Genomic DNA, 25,930 nt, shown 5'->3' with positions numbered 1-25,930 from the left:
AGGTCTCTATGGATAATCAAACAAATAATAATCAACTTGCACCATGCCCCACCGGTAGAAAGGGCGTCTGTAAAATCTGCTTTTACGGAGCATTTTCCCTTATTATTGCCACCTGTATCCCCCTTCTCCTCTATCCGAAAGAAGGCGAGCAAATCATCAATAAACTTTTCAAATTTGTCACCGTGCAAATGGGCTGGCTATACATGCTCGCAGCTATAGGCGCGTTCGCTCTTATTCTCTGGTTCGCTTTCGGTCCCTTGAGTTCTAAACGACTCGGCGACAAAATCGAATATTCAACTTTTTCATGGATTGGAATGCTCTTCTGTGCCGGAGTCGGAGCGGGTATTATGTTCGGAGGGTCCATCGACTGGGCTTATTACATGGCCTACCCCATGCACGGCGAACCTGCCGGATCATGGAAGGCTGCGGAATGGGGTACTGCTTACGGCATGTTTCACTGGGGACCAATCTGCTGGTCCATTTACGCTATCCTTGCCATTCCCATCGGCTATAGCTACTACGTAAAAAAAGTTCCCATCCTGAACATTTCCCAAGCATGTAAGGGTCTTCTGGGAAACCGTGTTCACGGCTGGCCCGGCAAAATTATTGATATATTATTCATGACCGGACTTGTGGCCGGTTCCGCTACTGCGCTTGGACTGGGTATCCCGATTGTTGCGGCAGGAGTCGTCTCGGTTACCGGACTGGAACACTCCTTTCAATTGGAATTCGGCATCCTTGTTTTCGTAACTCTCATATTCTCGATTACTTCCTGTCTGGGACTTAAAAAAGGTCTCAGCAAGCTTTCTGACCTTAATGTCTACATAGCGTTAGGACTGATGCTTTTCGTATTTATTGCCGGCCCCACTGTGTTTCTAACCGACATGGCAATTTCATCACTGGGGCTGATGATTTCCGAGATCGTGACCATGGCAACATGGATGGACCCGATCGGAAACAAAGGATTCACTCAGGACTGGACCGTTTTCTACTACGCATGGTTTGTGGCCTACGCCCCGTTTATGAGTCTGTTTATCGCTAAAATATCACGAGGACGCACAGTCCGCGAAGTGGTCCTCGGCCCAGTTATCATTGCATCCCTCGGTTGCGGATGTTTCTATCTCATCTTCGGAAACTTCGGATTATATCTGCAAATAACCGGACAACTTGATGCGGTCAGCATGGTCCAACACCTGAAAGGCGCTACCGTCATCATGGCTATTGCCGATTTCCTTCCCTTTGCTTCATTATATAAGCTGGTATTCTCCACAGTCACGGCTATCTCCATGGCCACAACATTCGATGCTGTTTCTTTTGCATTAGCAGCAACCACAACAACTATGCTTTCCCCCGATGAGGAACCTGCCCGCTGGAACCGCCTCTTCTGGGCTATTTCATTGGGAATCGTCCCCACTGGAATCATGCTTATTGACGGGCCTCTTTCAGTATTACAGACCGCATCAATAGTCGCGGGACTGCCTGTGCTGGGGATCATTTTCATCGGAGTAACGGCTTTCCTGAAAGAATACAAAAGCACCGGATGGGTTGAAGCCCACTGTGCACCTATCAATAAATAATTATTCGAATATATAGAGGTTAAAAATGAAAACCATTAATGTACAGGATGCGATAGGCACAGTTCTCTGCCATGATATAACCCGCATTGTTCCCGGAGATAACAAAGGACCGGCTTTCCGCAGAGGGCATGTCGTCTGCAAAGATGATATTCCCACCCTTCTGGATATCGGCAAGGAGCACCTTTATGTATTTGATCCCGAAGACGGTTATGTGCATGAAGATGACGCAGCTCTGCGCATAGCAAAAGCTGCCGCAGGTCCGGGTATTGAACTCAGCTTACCCACTGAAGGAAAAATCAACCTCACCGCCGCATATGACGGACTCATCGATATAGACACCGACACTCTGTTCAAACTGAACTCTGTAAAAGATGTCATCTTCGGCACCATACATAGCAACCAGCTGGTAAAAAAAGGCCGAGGCCTTGCCGGAACGCGGGTTATTCCTTTAGTCGTTCCCGAAGAAATTGTTGCTGAAGCGGAACAGGTGTTGCGTGCAAATTCGCCGCTGATTCAGGTACGCCCCCTCAAAACCTGTAAAGTCGGTGTTATTACAACGGGGAGCGAAGTCTTCAACGGACGTATCAAAGACAAATTTGGTCCGGTTGTGAACAAGAAATTTGAAGGGTACGGCAGCACAATTCTCGGACAAACCTTTGTTTCCGATCAGCAGGAAATGACAGTACAGGCTATCCACGACTTTATTAAACAAGGCGCTGATTTCATAGTACTCACCGGAGGCATGTCAGTTGACCCGGACGACCAGACCCCGTCATCCATCCGCGCCGCCGGAGCTGAAGTTATAACTTACGGAGCTCCGACCTTCCCCGGTGCCATGTTCATGCTCGCTAAAATCGGAGACATCCCTGTAGTAGGACTGCCCGGTTGCGTCATGTACTATAAAGCCAGCATCTTCGATCTGATAATCCCCCGCATTCTGGCGGGAAAAGAAGTGTCCCGCGATGACATCGTAGCACTGGGACACGGCGGATATTGCGAAGGGTGTAAGGAATGCCGTTATCCGGTTTGCGGATTCGGAAAATAATGATCATTTAAAACAACAACACATCGCCAAATAAACACAGCTTTCCTTGCTTGATGAGCCAGACAACAGTAACTGCAATTGCCACTTGGCTCATCAAGGGGAAAGTTATAATTCAATCTCCAAGAAATTTTAACTACAGCAATTTTGACAAAATTGAATTATTTTGCGACAAATCCCTTAACAACTACTAGCAGTTCAAATCCGATCAGATTTCAACAACATAGCTCAGTCGGAATAAATGCCCAACACGAAGTTCACCCGTCTATTTTTATTAGCAGCTTTTTTATTTTTGTTACTGCTCAGCGGGTGTGTTCAAACAACCGACAACCATCACTTTAAAGCTGTAAAAGGCTACCTTGACCTTTCCGGATGGGACTTTAACACACAAGGCCCGGCTCCGCTGGATGGCGAATGGGAATTTTATCAGCACTCTGCCGCACTCCCCAGTAATCCTGAAAAATTATTACTAAACGAAAAAAAAGATTTCTTCCCTCTCCCCTCAATCTGGAAAGGAAAAACAGCTCAAGGTATTCCCCTAACGAAACAAGGACAGGGAACATATCGCCTGAAAGTAAAGTTTGAACCCAATTTTGAAGTAAATTCATTATATATTTCCGGTGTACTTTCTGTATGCCGCGTCTCGGTAAACGGGAACGAAATTGTCTCCTCGGGTACTATTGGCAAAAACAAACAATCCGAAATTCCACGCAAACACTTCCTCTCCCCGATTTTCCCCTCCGCAAACGGATATGCTGATATTGTCTTGGAGGTTTCCAACTTTCACAACGAAGAGGGAGGGATTAATTCCTGCATACTCCTCGGCAGTAATGAACAAATTCAGAATGTTCTTAGTTACCGCCGAATTTCCGGAGCCATTCTCGGCGGAGTACTTTTCATCATGGGACTCTACCATCTTATCATCTTTCTGGTAAGACGATCCAACAAAGAAAACTTATACTTTGGCCTTTTTTGCCTTGTCTGGTGCATCACAACAATTTTCAATCCTCCATCCGCTTTTTTAGTAACCCAGTTTATGACAATGGACTGGAGTTGGTACATAAAAGCATGTCTTTTACCTCCTGGTATTGCGATCCCTTTACTGCTTATATTTTATCATTCACTTTTTCCTAAAAAATATGGAAAAATTATCAATTGGACATATAGCGCATTGGGAGGATTATACATTATGTATATTCTCGTCGCACCTCCAATTGCTTATTCTGCTGTAGCAGTTTCATACTTCATCATCAGCAGAACCGCTTACCTCTATCTTTTCACAACATTCTTAATAGACCTGTTCCGGGGTAAAAAAGGAGTTATCTTTTTAGCTCCCGGCTATATGGCTTTGGCATATTCTGAATTAGATGAAATTCTTTTTGACCTTAACATCATCAGTTCAGCGGAATTCGGCCTTTATGGAGCATTTATTTTCATCATTTCGTATTCAATATTTATGTCGGTACGTTTTGCAGAGGCTTTATCCAGAGTTGAAAAAATTTCAGGAGAGTTGGAAGCGCAAAAAAAGACCGAACAAAGCCATAAACTTATACAGATACGGCTTTCGAAAATGCTGGATTCAGTTGATGACGCAATATTAGCAACAAATCATAAATACGAAATAAATTTCAGTAACCGCGCTTTTACAAATCTCACGGGCTATCACGCCGAGAATATTCTGGGACAGCAATTGACAAGCATACTTAGCAAACCGGACTGCGCAACAGTTACGGATTTTTTACGAAAAATACCACAACTGCATGCCACAGCTGAGAACAACATCAAACAGGATAATTTTCAGATAACCACTGCCGACGGCAGCATCCTGAACACCTCTGCTCTTGTAACTCTGCTGGATGTTGAAGATGAGCTTATCTATACGCTGGTGCTACGCCCGGAAGCAAAGCCACTCGACAAACGACAATTTGCTGTGTGGATAATGAAAAAGACTCTCAAAGACTGGGAATCAGCCACAAGGTTTAGCAAAGCAGACCTAGCCGTCCAATCAGGATTATGGAACGTATATATAGAAAAAGACGGTTACGCTCGAACTCAGACTCTGGATAGGTACTTGAGCGATGAAACTCTGCCGAGCCGCCCAAGGTGGAAAAATGTTTATGCAACAGTAGAGTTTGTTTTGACTAATATTCCGGATAGAGATGCAGCTTATCTAGAGCTTGAGAAGGGACTTGCAGAGCTAAAAAAGATGTCATGATCAAACATAAACATGACCATGACATCTTTGGAATATTTTTTTAATAATTTTTAAATCTAATTTTACGACGCATTCGCAAACAGATACCACCCAAAGCTACAATCAACAGCCCAAGCAGTTCCATAGATAAGTCTGCCTTCGGATTCATTACACAGCCGGAACTACTTCCGCCACTACTAGCTCCCCCGACTGTTCCAGGCACAACCGGGTCGGTAATTACGCCTAGAACACGGTTTAAATCATATTCCCCGTTATCTTTAACCGCGTAGTTGACGGTGTAAGTTCGCGCTCCCACCAAAATAGTTTTGGGGTCAATATATTGCCCGCTGTTCCCCTCGTCAGTAATCCAGAAATACCCTTCACTCTCGGGATTCTTGCCGGAACTGTAGGTGAAACTTTTAGACGGCTTGTCTGGAAATAATTTGAACAGATTTACTTCTCCAGCCGCGCGCTCACCAAGGCTTGAGCTGTTAAAACCAAAATAGGCTATCTTATTGGCTGTAACAGTTGCAGTGAATTCATAAACATTAGCACCGAGTATACTGTCCATATCCGGGGTCTGATGTTCATCCTTAACCTCTTTGGTGGTCTTGACTCTCTTGGCTACGGAATTCATTAGGACAGATGTTCCAGCAGGTTGAACCTCAGTTGCAATAACTGTTTTGTCAGCACAACCGGAAGGTTTCGTCACATTGGGAGTTGTCAATATATATGCAGCCCCGGCATTTGCCAGATTCACCTCAGTCTTTCCACTGGAACCAATAACGTAATCATCACCGCAAATTGCAACGCCTTCACCCAAGCCGGCCAAAGGCTCGATTTCCTTATCACCAATGGCTTTAACAATTCCCCAAGTGGACACATCACTCTGACTTTTAGAATAAAGATATGCTCCGAAATTTGAAGCCACAATTGCTAAATCACCAGAAATTGATACTTTTTTACCAAACTCTGCATCCTTAAAACTATACTCATCACCACTATCCTTTTGTGCGACTAACTTCTTAACAATTCCCCATTCATCTGCGCCGTCTTTATCCTTGGAATAAATGTAAGCCGTTCCGGCTGAGCTTTTTGCACCTATATGATAGCCTGGAGCCCCTACTATAGCCAAATCTCCTGAAATATCTATAGATAAACCATACATTACCCTCGATTGAACATCCACATCTCCATTATCTTTTCGTGCAACAATCTTTTTAACTATACCCCAATTATTGGGACTACCTGCATCTTTTGAATAGATATAAACAGCTCCAGCCACAGAGAGTCCGTACTCAGCATTACTGGCACCCACAATAATTGTATTTTCGGAAACAGCAAGACTCTTAGAAAAACTCGCACCCCTTCTATAGTCAGGAGTTCCGGCTTCTGTCTGCGCTGTTATAGACTTGAGCAATTGCCAAGTGTTTGGAACCCCGGGATTAGGGGTATATATGTAAGCAATTCCAGCCTGTTGTACACCTCCTACCCATTGAGTCATACGCCCTATGACAAGAACATCTCCGCACATAGCAACACTGTTGCCAAAGCGGCTGTTAGCACTTACGCTGTTAGTTATTTTTTGAGAAAAACCCCATTCATCAGCATGTCCTTGATCCTTGCTGAAGACATAAACTGCTCCGCACCAGGGATTTCCTATATCTTTTGAAGGGCACGCTACCACAAGAGTATCACCGGAAAGAGCAATCCCCTCGCCAAACTTCATGCAATACTGCAGCTCCCTGTCTCCGCCAGCGTCAGCTGCGGTAGTTTTTTTTATAAAACCCCAATTATTATCTCCGCCTTGGTTTTTAGAAAAAAGATACACCGCTCCAGCGCTAACAGTCGTACCGACTGTTTTGCCATAAGCACTGATAGCAATAATATTCCCAGAGATAGCCACCTCATGCCCAAAGAATGCATCTTCTTGTGGTTCTCCAGCTCCGGCGCTTATTGCCGTTACTTTTTTAACATAGGTAACCGTTGGATCGACAGTTACGGGGTAGGCGGCATCTGAGTCGTCAACAGCCCAAATCAATTTCCCATCAGCAACAGACATGGAACAACTGAGATCTTTCCCCGCAACATCCCAAGCCTTGATGCCGGCATAGCGCATGGAATCTTCACCGATAAAAACAATATCCTGCCCATCTTGTATCGGAGTCAAATTGCCTGATGTAATGAAAGCAACATTCAGCAAGCCTGCGCCTTTCGGTTTTTCATTTAAAACCATACCATGCTCAAGACTGGCGCCACGATTAACATACCACTCAGTCATACCTTTTCTGATAAGACTCAATTTTGAGCCGTCAGGATTAAGTGTAGGTTCAGCAGAATTTAACATCACTCCGCCCCGTCCTACTGAATGAAGCGACAGAGAAAACCAGCTGTTGCCGCGTTTAAAACGGGTGTCATATTTATTTACATTCAGACTTAAGCCACCATCCAGAATAGATGATGACAGAGAGTAATCAGTCTGTTGTTCAAAACGACACATCTCCTGTTTCAAATGCATTTGTATTTTAGAAGCGGCATCCTGCGGTACTTTTTCCCAGCCGCATTTTAAAGAGGACTCTACATGAGCGATTGATTGAACGGGCAATGCCGCCATACAGATATTTGGAAACGCAAATAAGCCAAAAAGAAAGATGACGAAAGTTATTTTCTTCAATTTTATGCTCCTGTCTTAGACAGAGTAAGAATGGTCAAAGTGTATTTAAAAAAATGAATTGCGGCTGATATTTTTGTTTTACATAAACGACGCTCTTTGCGCATGTGTAGAGATTTCATATAAAAGCTCAGAATAATTCATCACTTTGAACAACTTACTTGTCAAAAACTTTTCACGTGAATTCACGTTAAAATACGGATACCTATTTGATTTAATTAGCCTTTTAAAAGAGGACAAAAAAGAGCTGAATCTTTAGATATTAAGCACAATAAAAACATTTTGTCCCGCTGCCTACCTACCTGCTCAACCTTTTCTGGAAAAAACAAGTTGACATAAAAGCAAAATCACACATATCAATGGTACGACCATTAGCGAATAATAATATAATTTTTCGCTTAAAAACGACTTAAACAGCATCAAAAAGAACACAAAGGTACGACCAATGAGTGAAGATAAGTCTATTAAACAACTTTTTATTCCTGTGTCCATCGGCCGGATAAGTGAAGAAGTTGTTTTACAGATTGAAGCCGCCATCTTTGATGGAAGACTTAAACCGGGCGAGCGGCTGCCCAGTGAACGGGAAATGCAAACTCAGTTCGGAACAGGCCGGGGCGTCATCCGTGAAGCTGTCAAGATTCTCAAACAGAAAGGGCTTCTTGAGGTCCGCAAGGGCGTCAAAGGCGGCGCGTATGTCAAACATCTTGAAGTATCTAATATTTCTGAATCATTGGCACTTTTTCTGAAACAGAATCAGGTTTCTCCTGAAACGCTCATTGAATTTCGCGAAAGCATGGACCGCACAATTACCACTCTGGCAATTGCCCGCTCCACCGCTGACGAAAAAGAGGAGCTGCTCAAAGAAGCTCTGCGCTTTGAAGCGATATTACGCGAACCCGAACCGGATTTGGAAGCCACTGCGGAACTAGACCGTAAGCTGAATATAATGCTGGCCTGCATGGCTGGAAACGAACTTTTTGAATGGGTGATGCGTGCGTTGCAAATGGGATTCAGCTCTCACGATTTCACCTTGTATGAAAACGCTTCCTACCGCGACAAGGCTGCTACCAACTGGAGAGAGACAGCCCGTGCTGTTGCCGAAGGAGAACCTATGAAAGCTCTGTCCTTCATAGGCTTGCACTATGCGCTGCTGCGCCAGTGCGTTGAAGAAATGAATGGCGATGCAGCCTCAAAGAATGCACCTTTTCTCGATGAAAATACCGAAGAAGAAAGGAGTTAACTACGTATGAAAAAATATAATTATATAATTGTCGGTGGCGGATCAGCCGGATCAGTTCTGGCCAACCGTTTGAGTGCCAATCCTAAAAATGAAGTGCTCGTGCTTGAAGCCGGGCTTCCTGATTACAAGATGGATTTTCGTATACACATGCCGGCAGCATTGACTTACCCGCTGGCAGGAAAGACATATAACTGGTGGTATGAATCTGATCCTGAACCACACATGAAGAATCGTCGCGTCTATCAACCTCGCGGAAAGGTTCTTGGCGGCTCCAGTTGTATTAATGGTATGATCCACATTCACGGGAATGCAATGGATTACGAAAAATGGTCCAAAGAAGACGGCCTTGAAGACTGGTCGTACTCACATTGCCTGCCCTACTTCAAAAGATTTGAATGCCGGATGGCCGGAGCTACAGAATATCAAGGCGCTGTCGGACCTGTTTACCTGACCACTCCCGAATGCGACAATCCACTCTTTGAAGCTTTCTTCGGTGCAGTGCAGGAAGCTGGCTACCCTCTCACCGATGATGTGAACGGATATCAGCAGGAAGGATTCGGTAAATTTGACCGCACCACCTATAAAGGACGTCGCTGGAATGCAGCCCGTGCTTACATTCATCCAGTTAAGAGCCGCAAAAATCTCACGGTGAAATGCGGAGCCATGGCTACACGCATCCTTTTCGAAGGTAAGCGAGCCGTAGGTGTTGAGTATGAAAAAGGCAAAAAAACTCTAAAAGCGTATGCTACCGAAGTCATATCCTGCGGTGGTTCAATCAACTCTCCTCAGTTGCTTCAGCTTTCCGGCATCGGTAACGCAAAAGAACTTTCAGCTCTGGGCATTAATGTTGTTCACGACCTTCCCGGCGTTGGTGAAAATTTGCAGGATCATCTTGAATTATATGTTCAGTATGCCTGCAAAAAACCTGTCAGCATGTACCCATGTCTACAGTGGTATAATCAGCCTAAAATAGGTCTGGAATGGCTGCTCAAAGGCACTGGCGACGCTGCTACCAACCACTTTGAAGCTGGCGGTTTCATCCGCAGTAACGATGAAGTGGAATATCCCAACTTGCAGTATCATTTCCTTCCTATAGCAATCCGTTATGATGGATCAGCTCCAAACGAAGGGCATGGTTATCAGGTTCACGTCGGTCCTATGAACACAGATGTTCGCGGACACGTGAAAATTAAATCCAAAGATCCTAAAGAATACCCAAGCATTTTGTTCAATTATCTCTCCACAGAGAATGAACGTAAAGAATGGGTTCAGGCAATACGCAAAACCCGTGAGATCATGACCCAGCCCGCATTCGACGAATATCGCGGCAAAGAGTTGTCTCCAGGTGAGCAAGCTCAGACCGACGAAGAAATTCTCGATTACGTTGCCACCGAAGGTGAATCTGCCTACCACCCAAGTTGTACATGTGCCATGGGAACCCATGACATGGCCGTTACGGATTCACAGTTACGAGTCCACGGTGTAGAGGGGCTTCGCGTTGTTGATGCCTCGGTCATGCCTTATGTGACCAACGGCAACATCTACGCTCCGGTTATGATGATTGCTGAAAAAGCCGCGGACATAATTCTCGGGAACACCCCGCTGCCTACGGAAGACGCTCCTTACTACAAACACAGTAAATAAATATCATTTAAAGCTCTCCTGCATAGCAGGAGAGCTTTTTTGTGAGGTCATTATGATACAGGGAAAAATGTTCATCAACGGCGAATGGGTCTCGGCTCTTTCTGGTGCTGAGCGTAAAATTATAAATCCTTTTGACAGTTCTGTAATTGCCGTAGTTGCCGAAGGCGGACGCGAAGATTCAGCTCGGGCAATCGCCGCAGCACGGCAAGCGTTTGACTCGGGTGAATGGAGCGGAACTTCGGCTTCGGAACGTGGCAGAATGATCTTCAAACTCGCAGACCTGATCGAACGAGATCGCGAAGAACTTGCCTGCCTTGAAAGTCTGGATACCGGGAAAACAGTTGAGGAAAGCCGCTGGGATATGGACGATATCGCAGGAATTTTCCGCTATTATGCGGGGCTTGCCGACAAAGATGGCGGCGAAGTTATAGCCTCCCCCGTGCAGAACTCCACAAGCATCGTTGTCCGCGAACCTGTCGGTGTATGCGGCCAGATTTCCCCATGGAACTATCCTTTACTTCAAGCCGCATGGAAGATGGCTCCAGCCCTTGCCGCTGGAAATACCATCGTGATGAAACCCAGCGAAATAACTCCGCTGACTGCAATCAAAACCACCGAACTTGCTGAAGAAGTCGGGTTCCCAAAAGGAGTAGTCAACCTTGTTCTCGGAGCCGGAACCGAAGTCGGAGCCGAACTTGCCGAAAGCGTTGACGTAGACCTGATTTCTTTCACCGGCGGAATTGCAACAGGCAAAACCATCATGCGTGCAGCAGCCGGAAATGTAAAAAAAGTAGCCCTTGAACTGGGTGGTAAAAATCCCAATATTATTTTTGATGATGCCGACTTTAATGTAGCGGTTGATTACGCTCTCAATGCGGTGTTTTTCCATGCAGGACAGATCTGTTCCGCAGGAGCACGGCTTATGGTACAAGACGGTATTCATGAACGCTTTGTGGAAGAACTGCGCAAAAGAATTGAAGCAATTGTAGTAGGTAACGGCTTTGATAAAAAAACCCAGATGGGACCGCTGATTTCCGCCGAACACCTTTCGAAGGTAGAAAAATATGTGGAAATGGCCCCTTCCGAGGGAGCAAAGCTGCTTACCGGTGGAAAAAGACCTTCTGATCCGTCGTTAAAGAACGGTTTCTTCTTTGAACCGACTTTACTCACCGAATGCACGCACGAAATGAAAATAGTGCAGGAAGAAGTCTTCGGACCCGTAATAACTGTAGAGCGGTTCCACACCGAAGAAGAAGTTGTTCGCTGGGCCAACGACACAGTTTACGGCCTTTCCGCCGGATTCTGGACCCGTGACCCGGACCGTATTGAAAGGGTTTCCAAAGCTCTGAGATTCGGAACTGTTTGGATAAATGACTTCAATGTGTACTTTGTACAAGCCCCTTGGGGCGGTTACAAACAGTCCGGAATGGGCCGTGAACTCGGTCACATCGGGCTGGAGGAATACACAGAGGTAAAGCATATATTTAGAAATCATGCCCCGGAACCATTTAATTGGTTCGGCACTTCCTCTTGATAGAAAGTGCTTTGTGAGAACTTAAACCTTCAACTCAGGAGTTATGATGTTAACCCACTCTAAGCGGGTTCTTTTTGTTTTAGTTTTAGTTGTTTCAATTTTCAGCTTTTCTGCCTTTGCACAGGCTTCCCCTAAAATCACCCTCGCCAGTGTTGGCTGGACAGGCGTAACCATCAAGACCGACATTGCCGTCTCCGTACTGAACAGCCTGGGCTATGACGCCGAAAATATAATGGTTTCCGTCCCCATCGCCTACAAAGCGATGTCTACCTCCGATGCCGATGCCTTCCTAGGTAACTGGATGCCTTCCATGGCCTCTATTGCCGATAAATATTTTGAAAAAGGCACTGTGCTCAAATACGCTATCAATATGGACGGAGCTAAATACACTCTGGCAACCCCTACTTTCTGCTTCGAAGCAGGGTTGAAAGATTTCAAAGATATCGCAAAATTCGGCGACAAACTTGAATGGAAAATTTATGGCATCGAAGCCGGAAATGACGGTAATGAAATCATTCAGTCCATGATCGACAAAAATCTGTTCGGACTAGGCAAATTTACCCTTGTTCCTTCCAGTGAAGCCGCAATGCTTGCTCAGGTGCAGGGCATGGCAAGAGAAGGGAAATGGTCTGTTTTCCTAGGCTGGGCTCCTCACAGCATGAACGAATATATTGACATGACATATCTTACCGGAAGCACAGATGGAACTTTTGGCGGAAATGACGGAACCGCAACCATCTGGACCAACATCCGCTCCGGGCTTGTCAAAGATGAACCCAACGTAGCCAGGCTGCTAAAGAATATGACATTTTCCATATCCATGATAAATCAGATCATGATCAAAGTGGAAAAAGACGACTCTTTGTCTCTTGGACAAGCCGGCTTGAACTGGGTAAAAAAACACCCTGAAGTTTATAAAAAATGGCTTGAAGGAGTCACGACTGTAGACGGCAAGTCCGCAGTAGACGCATTTGAATCTTCCCTGAAGAAAAAATAGAATAGAGCTCTAAAAGAAGCTCCACAGTATGTTAAATACTGTGGAGCTTTGTTGTTTCTGGAGTCGAAAAGAATGAACTACTTTTCTCCATGTGGAGAGGCTTCTTCCCCGGACCGCCCATAGATATCATCAAGTCTTAAAATATCATCTTCGCCAAGATAACTTCCTGTCTGAACCTCAATCAACTCAAGATCGACTTTTCCGGGATTCTTTAAACGGTGAACCAAGCACAACGGAATGTAGGTTGACTGGTCCTCAGTTAGAAACATTTCTGAATCACCTTTGGTCACAATTGCTGTCCCTTTGACAACAATCCAATGTTCCGCCCGGTGATAATGCTTTTGCAGAGACAATGTCTGGCCGGGATAAACAATAATCCTTTTAACTTGATACCTGTCACCGGTATCAATACTTTCATAATTACCCCAGGGCCTATAGACTTTACAATGCGACTCATACTCTTTACGTCCCGCGCCTTTTAAAAAACAAACAATCTTCTTAACATCTTGAACTTGATCAAGGCTTGAAACAAGCACAGCGTCCTGAGACTCGACTATCGCAAGATTATCAATTCCTACCCCGGCGACAAGACGGCTTGACGAGTGCACATAGCAATCCGTAGCTCCCTCCAAAACGACATCCCCGACACTCACATTTCCGTTCTCGTCTCTCTGCTTTATTTCATACAGCGATGACCAGCTCCCCACATCACTCCAGCCGCAGTCAAGAGGGACTACTATTCCTTTGGTTGTTTTTTCCATCAGGGCATAGTCAATAGAATCTTCACGACATCTGCTGAAAGCATCATGATCCAGTCTTAAAAAATCAAGATCCTCTTTCGCCTTTTCAACGGCCTGTCTGCAGCAAGTGACCATTTCCGTTTCAAATTTACCCAGCTCCTGCAAAAAAACTTTAGCTTTGAACATGAACATTCCACTATTCCAGTAATAGGAACCGGAAGAGACATATTCGGTTGCCCGGGCAAGATCAGGCTTTTCAACAAAATGGTCGATAATAAATCCTGCACCGGATTTACCCACTGCGGTATCATTGTTCCGTTTTATATAGCCATATCCGGTCTCAGGCTTATCAGGCACAACTCCAAAAGCAACCAGACCAGAATCGCCTATGAATTCCCGAGCGCTGGAGACAGATTCAAGAAAAGCATCAACGTTCTCTATATAATGATCTGCAGGGAGAATCAGCAGATCTGCGTCATCTGAATTTTGAAGAGCTAAGACCGCGCCTACTGCCACGGCGGGGGCAGTGTTTCTACCCATTGGTTCCAGCACTATCCGACCGGCATCACACCCCATTTCCTGAAGCTGTGAGGCTATAATAAATCTATATTTTTCATTTGTTACAATAATCGGATTTTCAACACCGGGAATTTTCATAACCCGATCAACAGTTGCCTGCAGCAAAGATAAACGTCCACCTAAAACAGGCATCAGCTGCTTAGGAAAATCTTTTCTGGAAAGGGGCCAGAGACGTGATCCTGTTCCTCCTGCCAAAATAACTGGAATCATTTACCTTCTCCTTAGAAAGGTTTCCCGGCATTAATGCCAGCAGGTCAACTTTGGGCTTAGCAAATTAGGCAAGAACAAAATCATTTGAAGTTCGGTATCTCCAAAAGTAATGCAAACAAAATTCACTTTAATCTTTATATCTTTTGAGCCATATTTTAATTATGCCTCGAACATTTGCAATAGATCAAAACCAATTGAACTTCAAACACTCATCCAGAAAAATTCCATTAAAAAATCAATAAACATGGTCTGAAATGTTACATAAATAACGGCTAGACCCTTTTGATTAGGCGCAAAATAAATATCAGAACCAGCGCTCCGACTGTCGCGACAATTATCGCCCCAAGGAGCCCATTAGCGCCTATGCCAAGAAATCCAAAGATGAAGCCACCAATCACCGCTCCGATGACACCTACAACGATATCCCCGATGATACCAAAGCCGCCACCCTTCACAAGCACTCCGGCTAACCAGCCCGCGACCAGACCTACCAACACGAAAACGATTATTCCACTCATTAAGAACCTCCCATAAATTAATTTTTATGACTATTAAATCCATAACAATCTTTCGGGGAACAATCAAAATTATTTGAAACTATTTTGGTGAGTTGAGTACGAGCTTCATAGTATCTACGAAGAATATCTAGAATGGTCGGAATATAAAGAATTAAAAAAACAACCGTACACGACAGCATAAACGTACACAAAAGATTATTGACCAAGGATCATTCTAGACAACCAAAAGCTATTCCTGTTTAATCGTTTGGCAATTGCTGCAGCAGACCTTCCGGACTGATCTGTTTCAATGTTAGAAAAAATTTGTAAGGAAACAAATCAGCTTGACCTCTTCCGCTCTTTTGAACCCTCCGCTTCCGCTACTGTCCTGGAAAAAGCCCTTCAAAAAGCAATCAAACTGTATCCAAACGGCCTAACTACTATTATTGACGGAAGAACAACTTTTTCCGAAAATGCCTTCTCCTCGGCAATTGTGAATATTCAAAACAGTACAGAATGCGGTTTTGCAGTTGTCAGGCATAATTCCGATGACACTTCTCCCAGTTCTTTTGTTCTGGATATATTGCAAAACCCTTTTTATCCTCTTCTAACAATTTTTAAGAATGACCTTATTGAAAAACATATAGCCAATCTCCATAAGAATTTATTTTTTTCGTTCTGCCGGAACTACTGCTCAGACTCTCTTTACAAACAAAATTTCAAATTCTTCCTCCTTCATATATACAAAAAATTCCAGCCAGCTCAAAAAGGACTCAAAAAGAAAATGAACAGCGGATTATGGACGAAGAAAACAGCGTCCTTGAAAAGTATCAAAAAAAAATCTTTGAACGAGAATTTACAACTCTTCCCGTCAAAGAACTAACCAATATTTATCAGCACCACATTACGCAGACAACGGAACTTTTTAAAAAACTGCAAAATGGAATTCTGGAATCAATTGATGATTATGACCGACATATTTTCCGATACTGTCTACTGGCCCTATTCTCAGGAGAAATAGAGAACGCCCGCCAGATGATGGAAACAAGTTTCAGTGTTGTGAGTGAACGCCCCGCCTTGATGAGGCTTTACAAACTAATAACCCAATACTTTCCTTTTCAAGCCCCCACCGTTTCCGGGCCTGAAAAAGTAAGCGTTGTAATTCCACTATTTAATCAAGGCCATTACCTCGAAGAAGCTGTAGCTTCTGTTATAAATCAAACATGGACAAACTGGGAAATAATTCCCATCAATGATGGGTCAACGGACAACTCTTACGAAATAGCCAAAAAACTTGTTGAAAAAATTGGTGACAGCCGTATTAAGCTGATTAGGTAGCTTTCCTCCATATCTGAATTTGATTCAACTACTGAGTTTTTTAACTATATGACATTGTTAACTATAAAAGAGTCAAACATTTCATCAGTTATTCCTTTGTTCCCTTCAAATGGCAGTTGCCTGAAAACCTTTACTCTATCAGGAGCCAGCGCATCAATATCTTTCAGTAATTCCTCGCCGCAGTTATGTTCGCTGACAACGCTGGTAACCTTGACTTTGATTTCAGGATTTCTATTACGAACTAAATTGATAATTCTTTTATAATCCTTCCCACTGAGAACATCTTTGCAACATGCTGCTCTTCCGATTAACCTATTAGTGTCAGTGGCAAATGAATCTATCGAGATACCTATTGTTTCTATATTCTCCAGAATATCAAGACAACCTTCCAATAAAGAAGCATTAGTTACAATTGAGGCGGAGAAACCGAATTCACAGACCACCCTGTCGATTATTGTGATCAACGACTCGCCTAAGAGTAAAGGTTCTCCTCCGACAAAATTAATCCTAATATTTGAAACAGACCTGTCTTCGAATATCTTTTTGCAACTATCCAAACTTGAAAATTTCGACAACTCTGTAAACAAACGGTCACAAACTGTACTGTTTTTCCAGATTTCCCTTGGTCGTCCCCATCTTGCAAAACAATAACAGCAAGAATAGTTACACGCTTCTGTAATGTGCCAATTAAATACCAACTGCATATCAGCACTTCCTCTTGCGAATTAGGGCAATTCTTCGCTCGTAATGATCATGACAACAGATAAAAGCTTGATTGCCCCACAACATGATTCTATAATTACTGTTCAATCGTAAAGAGAAACAGTCTTTTACACCGCTCAACTTCTTCCCCCCGCCTCTAAACCGAGAATAAGATTCGAGAACTTTTCCTGCTTTATTCTTGATATGTGCAGGAACAGGCCCCAGACAAACATTAACCATTAATGCCTCCTATGCTTTTCATTTAATTATGCCGCTACCAATTTGGTGTACAAGACTTTTTTTATGTTAAAAAACAGTAGTTTATGACTCTATTTTTATTTTATTTTGAATAAGTCAGCGTGAGAGGAAGGACACTGTATTAGAATCGACATTGTTTAGATTTGTTGGGACAAAAACGTGGATAAATCAGATCTTAAACAAAATAAAAGGGCTTACATTTTACATGTAAACCCTTAATTTGATTCTGGAGCCAACGATCAAAGTTGAACTGGAGACCTACGGATTACGAGCTGAAGGAAAATCATAAATCCCGCCGGCAACTGCCAAAAAACCAGCTTAACCCACCTAGTTTTATACGCATTTATGAGTACACCTTGCGTATAATGAATTTCAATCAGAAGTGACACGGAAAAGCTCCTTTTCCAGGTCTCAAGACTTGCACCTTGTGCAGCAACAGTATACGCAATGCTGCATCCCATGACACCCATAACTCATCTTGCAGCCTCTATGAACAAACCCATTCCTCCCCATTTCCCCAAGCTGGCAGCACAGCTCAACACCCCCATTGCCGTTGGCGGAAAAACCATCCCCAATCGCCTGTGGCTAGCCCCCATGGCCGGATTGAGCCACAGCGCCTTTCGTCAGGTTCTCGCCCACTATGGCTCCTGCGGCTTAGCCTTTACGGAAATGTGCAACGCCAAAGCCGTGCCATCAGAAAACCCCAGAATATCTCCGGTCTTTCGGTGGCATGAATGGGAACTACCCAGCTTGGTCTGTCAATTGGCGGGCAGCTCGCCAGAAGAATTGGTGATTGCAGCAAAGCGTGTGGAGCGCGAAGGCTTCTTCGGCGTGGACATCAATATGGGATGCTCAGCTCGTGGAATGATCAAACGCGAGGGGGGAGCGGCCCTGCTCAAGACACCAGACAAAGCCATGGCCGTGGTGGAAGCAGTACGAAAGGCGGTATCCATTCCTGTTTTTGTCAAATTCCGCACCGGCTGGTCCAAGGATATCGGGCCAGCAGTGGCTCTGGCCAAAAAGCTTGAGGCGGCAGGAACCGATTGTCTGGTCTTCCACCCGCGTGTGGCCCCGGACAAGCGCACCCGTCCCCCTGTCATTGACAACATACGCTTCATTAAAGAAGCGGTCTCCATTCCCGTCTTTGGCAATGGCAATGTCACAACCCCGCAACACTGTCAGAATATGCTGGACACGACAGGCTGCGATGGTGTGTCCATAGGGCGTATGGCTATAGCCCGCCCGTGGCTCTTTGCCCAATGGACAGCTGGCTACACGCCCGACGACAATATTTTTCAAGACTACATCCTGCGTCTGGCCACAGCCTTGGAGCAGGAGTTCGATCCCGTCCGAAGAATCAAAAGATTTCGGATGTTCATACCCTATTTTGCAGCCAATTTCCTATTTGGTCACAGCCTGCTGGCCACCTTTTCCACGGCAAAAACCATGGATGATGTCCGCCAGTTGGCCAAAAAACACATCAGGCCGGACATGCCTCTGAACCAGTCTCCCAACATGAATTTGTACAATCTCTGAGCCAAAACAAAAAAGCCCCACAATGCGATAAGACATTGCCGGGCTTTACTTTTACTGGAGCCAACGATCAGAATTGAACTGACGACCTACTGATTACGAATCAGTTTTACACCATTTTCTAAATCTGCTATATTCAACATATCTCACTGTTTTACTTGATTATTAATTAAACTAGACTTTCATAAATGTTCATGTCATTTCAGGTGAAACCACTTAAAAGTGGTACCAAACTGGTACCTCATTTTAACTTTGAATCATCCAAGGTGTAGCTATGCGAAAATGGATTACCTCTGAAAAATATCCCGGTGTGCGCTGGTATGAACATTCTACTCGAAAGCATGGTCCGCGTATTGATCGCTGTTTTGGCCTCAGATACTCCGCATGCGGAAAAAGGTTTCAACCAACTCTAGGATGGGGTTCTGAAGGATGGACTGAAGTAAAGGCCGCCTTGACTCTGGCAAAGCTGAAAGAAAACATCAGGACAGGTGAAGGTTGCATTTCTTTAAGTGAAAAAAGAGAGATCGCGACGAAGAAACGAGAAGAAGAAACTCAAAAACGGGAAAGTGATAAAAAAGCCAGTATAACCTTTTCGGAATTTTGGGATGCCCACTACTGGCCGCAACAAAGCCACAAAGCTAAAGGGTCCACAAAAACAGAAGAAGGTCTTTACCGCAACTGGATTGCTCCAGCTATCGGAGCCACACCGCTCAGCGACATTCAGCCGAAAGACATTGAGATAATTAAAAACGCCCTGCTCAAAAAGAAGCGGGCCTCCTCAACCATTAGATATGTCTTCGCTGTCATTTCCCAACTCTGGACTCAAGCCCGCCGAGATAACTACGTCCATGGCAACAGTCCTACTCAGCAAATATCAATTCCCAAGCAAGACAACCGTCGGGAACGCTTTCTCACACCTGAAGAAGCTCAAACCTTACTTGCTGAGCTTAAACAACACGGCGGCCACACTCACGACATGGCCTTACTTGCCCTGCGTTGCGGCTTACGTTTCGGAGAAATAGCCGCCCTAACTTGGAATGACATTGACCTTGCCGAAAAGCTGACCTCAATCAGAGACACGAAAGGGAAGGTTAACCGCCAAGCGTATTTACTAGAAGATATAGTCGTGATGCTTTCAAATCGCCGCGAAAAACATCACGGACAAAACTCAGATCTAGTTTTCCCGTCCACCACAGGCGAAAAAATGTCCAGCATATCAAATGTATTTAGTAAAATAGTAGATCCCATGTTCAATGAAGGAATCAAAGACGTGCGCCTTCGAGTATGCTTTCACACCCTAAGACATACCTTCGCCTCATGGTTGGTTCAGCGTAGTGTAGATCTCTACAGCGTAAAGGAATTAATGGGGCATCAAGATTTTAAGATGACCCAGCGGTATAGTCATCTTTCGCCGGAGGGATTACGGAGGGCGGTTGAAGTGCTAGAGATGTGATATTTCTTAATAATAAGTCACACTTTTTGTTGCATCTTTCGAGAACATATACCTATAATTGTCACGCTATTACACATTAAATAAAAAGAGGAACCACGTGATAATATCAGTAGTCCACCTAAGCGACATTCATTTAAAAACAGATGACAACCATATTTTTGACAAACTTGATCGCCTCGCTAGCTCTATAAACAGCAACACAAAATCATCTAATCAAGTTATCATCCTTACAACAGGCGACGTTGCTTTTTCTGGTGGTGAAAAAGAATATGCTTTAGCAGAAAACCTATATGCTAACTTATTTGATGCCCTCGAAGTAGAACAAAAAAAAATAATGTTTGCCCCAGGAAACCACGACTGCAATCATGAAGACGAAACGACAATGAAGGTCAGAGAACAACTGATCGAAACAATCGTTGCAGACAGATCGAAAATTGAAATATTTGAGCAACCAATTCTTAATGCACAAGCACACTACAACATATTTAATGCCAAAGTATCTGTAGCTGACACCGAAAACATTTTTTGCAACAAGTATAAGGTTATGTGCTCGAATGGATTAGACATCGACATATTTACACTTAATTCAGCATGGATGTCAGAAAAAAAAGAAGTTCCCGGAAAGATCATCCCATACAAATATACTGCTATAAACAACAGTGAGGCGCGCATAAAAATTTGTGCAATGCATCACACACCTAATTGGTTTAATCCTGACGATCGTAGAGACTTTAGGAAAAATATTGAAGCAGAAACTAACTTTCTCTTAACAGGACATGAACACGATTTCTACGCAGCAAACGTTAAAAACCATGAAGGACAGGAAGTCGTATACATTGAAGGACAAGTCCTACAAGACTCAAGCAACTCTGAAAACAGTGGATATAACATACTCAACATAAATATAGACAACCTTGAATACAACATTACAACTCATAAATTCAAAGAATCTATATACAAACAAACTACTATTACCGATGAATGGACTCCAATAAATGCCACCAAATCTAAAACAACAGTTACACCTAACAGTGGGTATTTAGAACACATAAAAGACCCTGGCATGTTATACATGCATCCACGCAAAAAAAACCTTAATTTACAAGATATATACGTCTTTCCAGATTTACGAGATTTAGACAAAGAAAAAAAATCACATAAAAATTTATGTATTCCTCCCACCAACTCTGAAAAGGTGCTATCTTCCTCGCCCATAAAAACTATTATACTAGGAGAAGAAAAATCTGGGAGAAGCTCCTTCTGCAAACAAATTTATTTATTTCACCAGAACAATGGAAATATCCCAATACTACTATCAGGAAATGACATCAAAAAACACTCTTTGGATTCCTTCCAAAAAGCACTCTTGAACGCTTTTTCTCAACAATACAGCACTGATCAAAAAGACCTCTTTGAACAAACCGACAAAGAAAAAATCTTCATTATTATAGATGACTTCAATAAATCAAAGCTGAATTACAAATACAAATGTATGCTCCTGAATTCCCTTGCAGCAACATATGACAATATTTTGCTTACAGCTGACGAACTATTCCAGATTCAAGAATTTGTAACTGAAGACATTAGCGATATCGGACGAAAATATCACTTGTACCAAATTGAACCATTTGGGCACCTTCTACGGAGTAAACTAATTACGAAATGGAATGAACTTGGACAGGAAACATACCTTTCACAGGAAGAATTAACTCGCCTACATGACAAGGCAAAAAGAACTATCGACACAGTAATTGGAAAAAACTATGTTCCATCATTCCCTTTTTTCTTGATAACCATACTAAATTCGATGAATGACACAGGAAAACAGGGCATTGTCGAAAGTTCCTATGGATACTACTATGATTATTTGATAACTGGAACACTTAAAAATTTAAAGCTTAATAATGACGACATTGATGCTCTGTACAACTACCTCACGGAATTATCCTACAAGCTCTTTTTTGATAATACATCTTCTCTAACTTCAACAGAAATTAATGACTTTCATACCTTATATTGTGATGAATACTCTCTTAATTTGGACAAAAATAGCCTATTAAAGACATTAACAGATTCAAATATTCTTAGAAATTTTAATGATGAATTCTCATTTAGATATACGTACTATTACTATTATTTTCTTGCTAGATACATCTCACAACATATTCAACAAGAATGTGCTCAAAAGATCATTACGGAAATGTGTTCAACACTCCACCTTGACGAAAGCTCTAACGTAATCATGTTCCTAACACACCTCTGTAAAAGCCCCTATGTACTAGAACAGGTTCTGCAAAACTCTAAAAAAATATTCGATACAAACAAGCCTACAACACTACAAAAAGATGTCGAAATAATTAATAAATTAGTAAACAGACTCCCTCAAATCGAACTCGAAGATTGTTCCGTAGACCAATACAGGGAAAAAGACCTAAAATTAAAAGATCAAATAGAACAAAAATCTATTCACGAGCATGTTGATCTAACCCAAGACAAAGACAAAGATGCCTATGAACTCATCGTTTCAATTCAAAAGGCATTCAAACACCAAGAAATTATAGGACAAATATTAAAAAACTACTACGGTTCACTCAAGGGGAATGTGAAACAAGAACTATGTAGTGAAGCATTTAATCTTTGCTTAAGATCTTTAAGTGAGTTTTACAATCTACTTAACAGCAATTTGGCCCTTATAGTGGAAGAAATTAAAGAAATAATTATCGAAGAAGACAAAACAAAAGAGGACAAAATAGAGGATCGTGCAAAACGAGAACTATTTCACATTTGCGAACAGATATCATACTGTTTTTTAAAAAAAATATCTTCCTCAATTGGCAGCGACAAGCTTGAAGAAACTTACAAAAAAATTGTCAAAGAAAACCCAACCGTTGCCAACGAAGTAATAGACATTGCTATAAAACTAGATTTTTTCCAAGCCTTTCCAATTAAAGACGTAAAAAATCTTTGCAAAAAACTTGAAAACAATATTCTTCCATACTCCATTTTAAAAAGGCTTGTTGTAAACTATCTATATATGTTCCCAACAACAGTTCAGCTGAAACAGCAAATTTGTGCAGCAACCAACATATCAATGAACTGTCAACGTGCAATTGAGGCTACAACACACACAAAAAAATCACCTTAGAATTAATTTACCAAATCATAATTTCCAACGTTGAAAGAAATTAGCCAATGAGTTCATAACCATTACTTATTAAACCTATCAAACAACCATCAAACAAATTTTTAAATGCACTACAACCCAGACATGTCTGAACATGCCTCTAGCAGTTTAATTTGCCACCTTGTTAACGGGCATAGAGCACACTTACAGGATTTTTTTTAAACCAATTATTGCTCTTAGTTTAAAAAAGAGCTAATTAATGACCTATGCAGACATCAAGAGGAACAAAAATAAACCAACTTATACAAACATGGCCTAACGGAACCATTAAAGATGCTTCCGAACTTGCCACGTTACAGGTAAACAGCTCTTTAGCCCGAAATTACATCAGACAAGGCTGGCTGGTATCTGTTGGACGCGGAGTCTATGCAAAAGCTCACGATAAGCTTAGCTGGCTTGGAGGGCTGCATCAGCTACAGAGCTCCCAACTTCCGATTCATGCAGGAGGTCGGACGGCCTTGGAATTACAAGGTCACGTTCACTATATCTCGTCACAGGAGCGAGACTCCTTTCTGTTTGCGCCTCCAAAAACCAAGCTTCCAGCATGGTTCAAAAATTATGATTGGAAGCAAAAAATAATCTTCACCATGACATCACTTCTGGCTCAATCTAATGAAGCAAGCTTCACAGAACATGACGTTGGAACATTCAAAGTAAAAATATCAGCACCTGAGCGAGCAATATTAGAACTACTGCACCATGTGCCGCAAAAGATCAGTTTCGATGAAGCTAAGCAAATAATGCAAGGACTCGGCACCCTGCGCCCTGCTCTCATGCAAACGCTGCTTGAACAATGCAACAGTATCAAAGTTAAACGTCTTTTTCTGTTTCTCGCAAAAGATGCCAATCATCGCTGGCTCACTCATCTAAGCCGGCAAAACATAAATCTTGGTTCCGGCAAACGAGAAATCGTTAAAAACGGAATGCTGGATAAAGAATTTAATATCACCGTACCCAGAGACCACGACGGGGAACTATTTTGAATAAATATGAAAAACAAGTGCGTATCCTGCTGAGGGTATTAGCCCTGATTGAATTTGACCATCCAAACGGAGACGGCTCCCCGTTCCTTGCTTTAAAGGGTGGAACGGCCCTTAATTTCTTTCTATGGGATTTACCTCGCCTATCTGTTGATATCGATCTTGCCTACTGTCCTATCAATGATAGGCCGACAGCCCTTCAAGATATATCTGACAGCATGCAACGGCTGGCGAAACGAGTTGAAGAACTTTTACCAACCGCTTCTGTCAACCTGACAGCGCCAAAGAATGCAGCCCCCAAAGTCCTCATCAACTATGATGGAGTCATGGTGAAAATAGAACCGAACGCAACTATTCGCGGAACTGTTTATGAAACTGAGTATGTAGGACTGCAACCGGAAGTTGAACGCCGCTTTGAAATGGCTGTAGAAGTACGCCGCCTTTCCATCCATGACCTATACGGCGGCAAGATATGTGCGGCACTGGATCGCCAGCACCCACGCGACTTATTTGATGTTGCACAGCTTCTTGATACGGAAGGACTCTCCGAGAAAACACGTAAGGCTTTTATTGTATATCTGCTCGGTCACAATCGCCCCATGTCCGAATTACTGAATCCAAACTTCCAGCCTCTCGCTGAACCATATGAAAAAGAATTTCGAGGAATGACGAGAACGGAAGTCTCAGTAGAAAAGCTTGAAGCAACTCGCATACAGTTAGTTCATGAAATCAAATCCGGCTTAAGCGAAAAGGACAAACGCTTTCTCTTGTCCGTCAAACAAGGCTCCCCTAAATGGAGCCTTCTAGGCATTCCCCATGCGGAGCAACTGCCTGCGGTGCGCTGGAAACTGCATAATATTGAGCAGTTACGGAAGAATTCGGTTAAGCATGCTGAGGCTGTGCGGAAGTTGAAGGAGTGTTTTGAGATATAAAACTAAAACAGCACGGCGGCCATACTCATGACATAGCCATACTTGCCCTACGTTGCAGCTTACATTTTAGAGAAATAGCCACCCTAACATGAAATGAGCAGTACCACTTTTTACAAATGGCGTTCCAAACACAGCGGCATGGATGCTTTCATGCTGGCCCAACAAGTAATCCGACGCATTTTAGCCAAAAGAGGAAGTATCCTGCATCAATCCTTTCTCCTTTAGCCAAAAATCAAGACAATCAATTCTCACAAATTCAGTTCGTTCTTCTGATGAAGTTTTGTGCATGAATGACATCAAGTCAGAAGTAACATATAGTTGGTAGATTTTAGGCTGCAACGGGTTCAACGCAGCAGGCCAGCCAAGCAATTCTCGCAAGTAACTGACATTCTCTTCCAAGAAAGACCTACGCTTCTCTATCTTCGCCAGATGTCCCTTTTTTACGTCATAAATATAATCCCTAAGCCGCCTAGCATCCTTAAGACAAAAGGGAACTTTATTATATTTGCACTCAATAGTTAGCCAGATATTTTCATCAGCCCAGTAAGCGTAAGCGTCACATAGGCTCCATCTTTTAAAAGAAGTCCTGATGATATAAGCTTAGCCCTTGTTCTTTGACATATAC

17 protein-coding genes and 1 tRNA gene are annotated in these 25,930 nt (G+C 43.0%); 13 read left to right on the top strand and 5 right to left on the bottom strand.

The features are described 5' to 3' along the window. Window positions 1-8: 8 nt before the first annotated feature. The 3 genes from JEY82_RS00090 to JEY82_RS00080 all read left to right on the top strand — a co-directional run bounded on the left by JEY82_RS00090 (window position 9) and on the right by JEY82_RS00080 (window position 4,834). Entirely contained in the window at window positions 9-1,577 is a 1,569-nt protein-coding gene (locus JEY82_RS00090; protein ID WP_304081409.1) for a BCCT family transporter, read from the top strand. Between the two features lie 25 nt (window positions 1,578-1,602). Next, entirely contained in the window at window positions 1,603-2,622 is a 1,020-nt protein-coding gene (locus JEY82_RS00085; RefSeq protein ID WP_304081408.1) for a molybdopterin-binding protein, read from the top strand. Window positions 2,623-2,860: 238 nt separating this feature from the next. Then, a complete protein-coding gene (locus JEY82_RS00080; protein ID WP_304081406.1) occupies window positions 2,861-4,834 on the top strand; it encodes a 7TM diverse intracellular signaling domain-containing protein in 1,974 nt (657 codons plus the stop codon). 40 nt (window positions 4,835-4,874) lie between these two features. On the opposite strand, the gene JEY82_RS00075 is transcribed toward JEY82_RS00080, so the two are convergent. Further along, entirely contained in the window at window positions 4,875-7,487 is a 2,613-nt protein-coding gene (locus tag JEY82_RS00075) for a hypothetical protein (RefSeq protein WP_304081402.1), read from the bottom strand. Between the two features lie 442 nt (window positions 7,488-7,929). Here JEY82_RS00075 and JEY82_RS00070 point away from each other — a divergent pair, with 442 nt between their 5' ends. From JEY82_RS00070 to JEY82_RS00055, 4 genes are read left to right on the top strand one after another with little or no spacing between them, the layout of a single operon-like run. Beyond that, window positions 7,930-8,724 carry a FadR/GntR family transcriptional regulator gene (locus tag JEY82_RS00070; RefSeq protein WP_304081401.1) on the top strand — a complete coding sequence of 265 codons (795 nt, stop codon included), beginning with the start codon at window positions 7,930-7,932 and terminating at the stop codon, window positions 8,722-8,724. Window positions 8,725-8,730: 6 nt separating this feature from the next. Continuing rightward, entirely contained in the window at window positions 8,731-10,368 is a 1,638-nt protein-coding gene (gene betA / locus JEY82_RS00065; protein ID WP_304081400.1) for a choline dehydrogenase, read from the top strand. Between the two features lie 52 nt (window positions 10,369-10,420). Beyond that, window positions 10,421-11,902: a betaine-aldehyde dehydrogenase gene (gene betB, locus JEY82_RS00060; protein ID WP_304081397.1), complete on the top strand. Its 1,482-nt coding sequence runs from the start codon at window positions 10,421-10,423 to the stop codon at window positions 11,900-11,902. 46 nt (window positions 11,903-11,948) lie between these two features. After that, window positions 11,949-12,899, top strand: coding sequence for a glycine betaine ABC transporter substrate-binding protein (locus JEY82_RS00055; protein WP_304081394.1), 951 nt, complete (start codon window positions 11,949-11,951; stop codon window positions 12,897-12,899). A gap of 77 nt (window positions 12,900-12,976) precedes the next feature. On the opposite strand, the gene JEY82_RS00050 is transcribed toward JEY82_RS00055, so the two are convergent. Beyond that, the gene (locus JEY82_RS00050; protein WP_304081391.1) at window positions 12,977-14,428 is read right to left on the bottom strand and encodes a mannose-1-phosphate guanylyltransferase/mannose-6-phosphate isomerase; all 1,452 of its coding nucleotides are present in this window, start codon (window positions 14,426-14,428) and stop codon (window positions 12,977-12,979) included. 272 nt (window positions 14,429-14,700) lie between these two features. Continuing rightward, window positions 14,701-14,946, bottom strand: a complete 246-nt coding sequence (locus tag JEY82_RS00045) for a GlsB/YeaQ/YmgE family stress response membrane protein (RefSeq protein WP_304081388.1) — start codon at window positions 14,944-14,946, stop codon at window positions 14,701-14,703. Between the two features lie 777 nt (window positions 14,947-15,723). Here JEY82_RS00045 and JEY82_RS00040 point away from each other — a divergent pair. Continuing rightward, the gene (locus JEY82_RS00040) at window positions 15,724-16,263 is read left to right on the top strand and encodes a glycosyltransferase family 2 protein (protein WP_304081385.1); all 540 of its coding nucleotides are present in this window, start codon (window positions 15,724-15,726) and stop codon (window positions 16,261-16,263) included. A 44-nt stretch (window positions 16,264-16,307) separates the two neighbouring features. On the opposite strand, the gene JEY82_RS00035 is transcribed toward JEY82_RS00040, so the two are convergent. Further along, window positions 16,308-16,967 carry a viperin family antiviral radical SAM protein gene (locus JEY82_RS00035; RefSeq protein WP_304081381.1) on the bottom strand — a complete coding sequence of 220 codons (660 nt, stop codon included), beginning with the start codon at window positions 16,965-16,967 and terminating at the stop codon, window positions 16,308-16,310. A 745-nt stretch (window positions 16,968-17,712) separates the two neighbouring features. On the opposite strand from JEY82_RS00035, the gene JEY82_RS00030 reads away from it, so the two are divergent. Continuing rightward, window positions 17,713-18,759, top strand: a complete 1,047-nt coding sequence (locus JEY82_RS00030) for a tRNA-dihydrouridine synthase (RefSeq protein ID WP_304081378.1) — start codon at window positions 17,713-17,715, stop codon at window positions 18,757-18,759. A 55-nt stretch (window positions 18,760-18,814) separates the two neighbouring features. Here the strand turns inward: JEY82_RS00030 and JEY82_RS00025 are convergent. After that, window positions 18,815-18,887, bottom strand: a tRNA-Leu gene (locus JEY82_RS00025). Between the two features lie 143 nt (window positions 18,888-19,030). Between JEY82_RS00025 and JEY82_RS00020 the strand changes: the two genes are divergently transcribed. The 4 genes from JEY82_RS00020 to JEY82_RS00005 all read left to right on the top strand — a co-directional run bounded on the left by JEY82_RS00020 (window position 19,031) and on the right by JEY82_RS00005 (window position 25,305). Then, on the top strand, window positions 19,031-20,209 hold the full coding sequence (locus JEY82_RS00020) for a site-specific integrase (protein ID WP_304081375.1): 1,179 nt from the start codon (window positions 19,031-19,033) through the stop codon (window positions 20,207-20,209). A 97-nt stretch (window positions 20,210-20,306) separates the two neighbouring features. Beyond that, window positions 20,307-23,354, top strand: coding sequence for a metallophosphoesterase (locus JEY82_RS00015; RefSeq protein WP_304081372.1), 3,048 nt, complete (start codon window positions 20,307-20,309; stop codon window positions 23,352-23,354). Window positions 23,355-23,599: 245 nt separating this feature from the next. Then, complete coding sequence (locus JEY82_RS00010) at window positions 23,600-24,376, top strand: type IV toxin-antitoxin system AbiEi family antitoxin (RefSeq protein WP_304081369.1); 777 nt, start codon at window positions 23,600-23,602, stop codon at window positions 24,374-24,376. After that, a complete protein-coding gene (locus JEY82_RS00005; RefSeq protein WP_304081366.1) occupies window positions 24,373-25,305 on the top strand; it encodes a nucleotidyl transferase AbiEii/AbiGii toxin family protein in 933 nt (310 codons plus the stop codon). The genes JEY82_RS00010 and JEY82_RS00005 overlap by 4 nt, the downstream gene beginning before the upstream one ends. Window positions 25,306-25,930: the final 625 nt, after the last annotated feature.

Origin of the sequence: Maridesulfovibrio ferrireducens (assembly GCF_016342405.1) — a bacterium.
GTDB classification, from domain to species: Bacteria; Desulfobacterota; Desulfovibrionia; order Desulfovibrionales; family Desulfovibrionaceae; genus Maridesulfovibrio; species Maridesulfovibrio ferrireducens_A.
The sequence above is the reverse complement of the archived record's forward strand: the minus strand, read 5'-3'. Positions and strand labels throughout refer to the sequence as shown.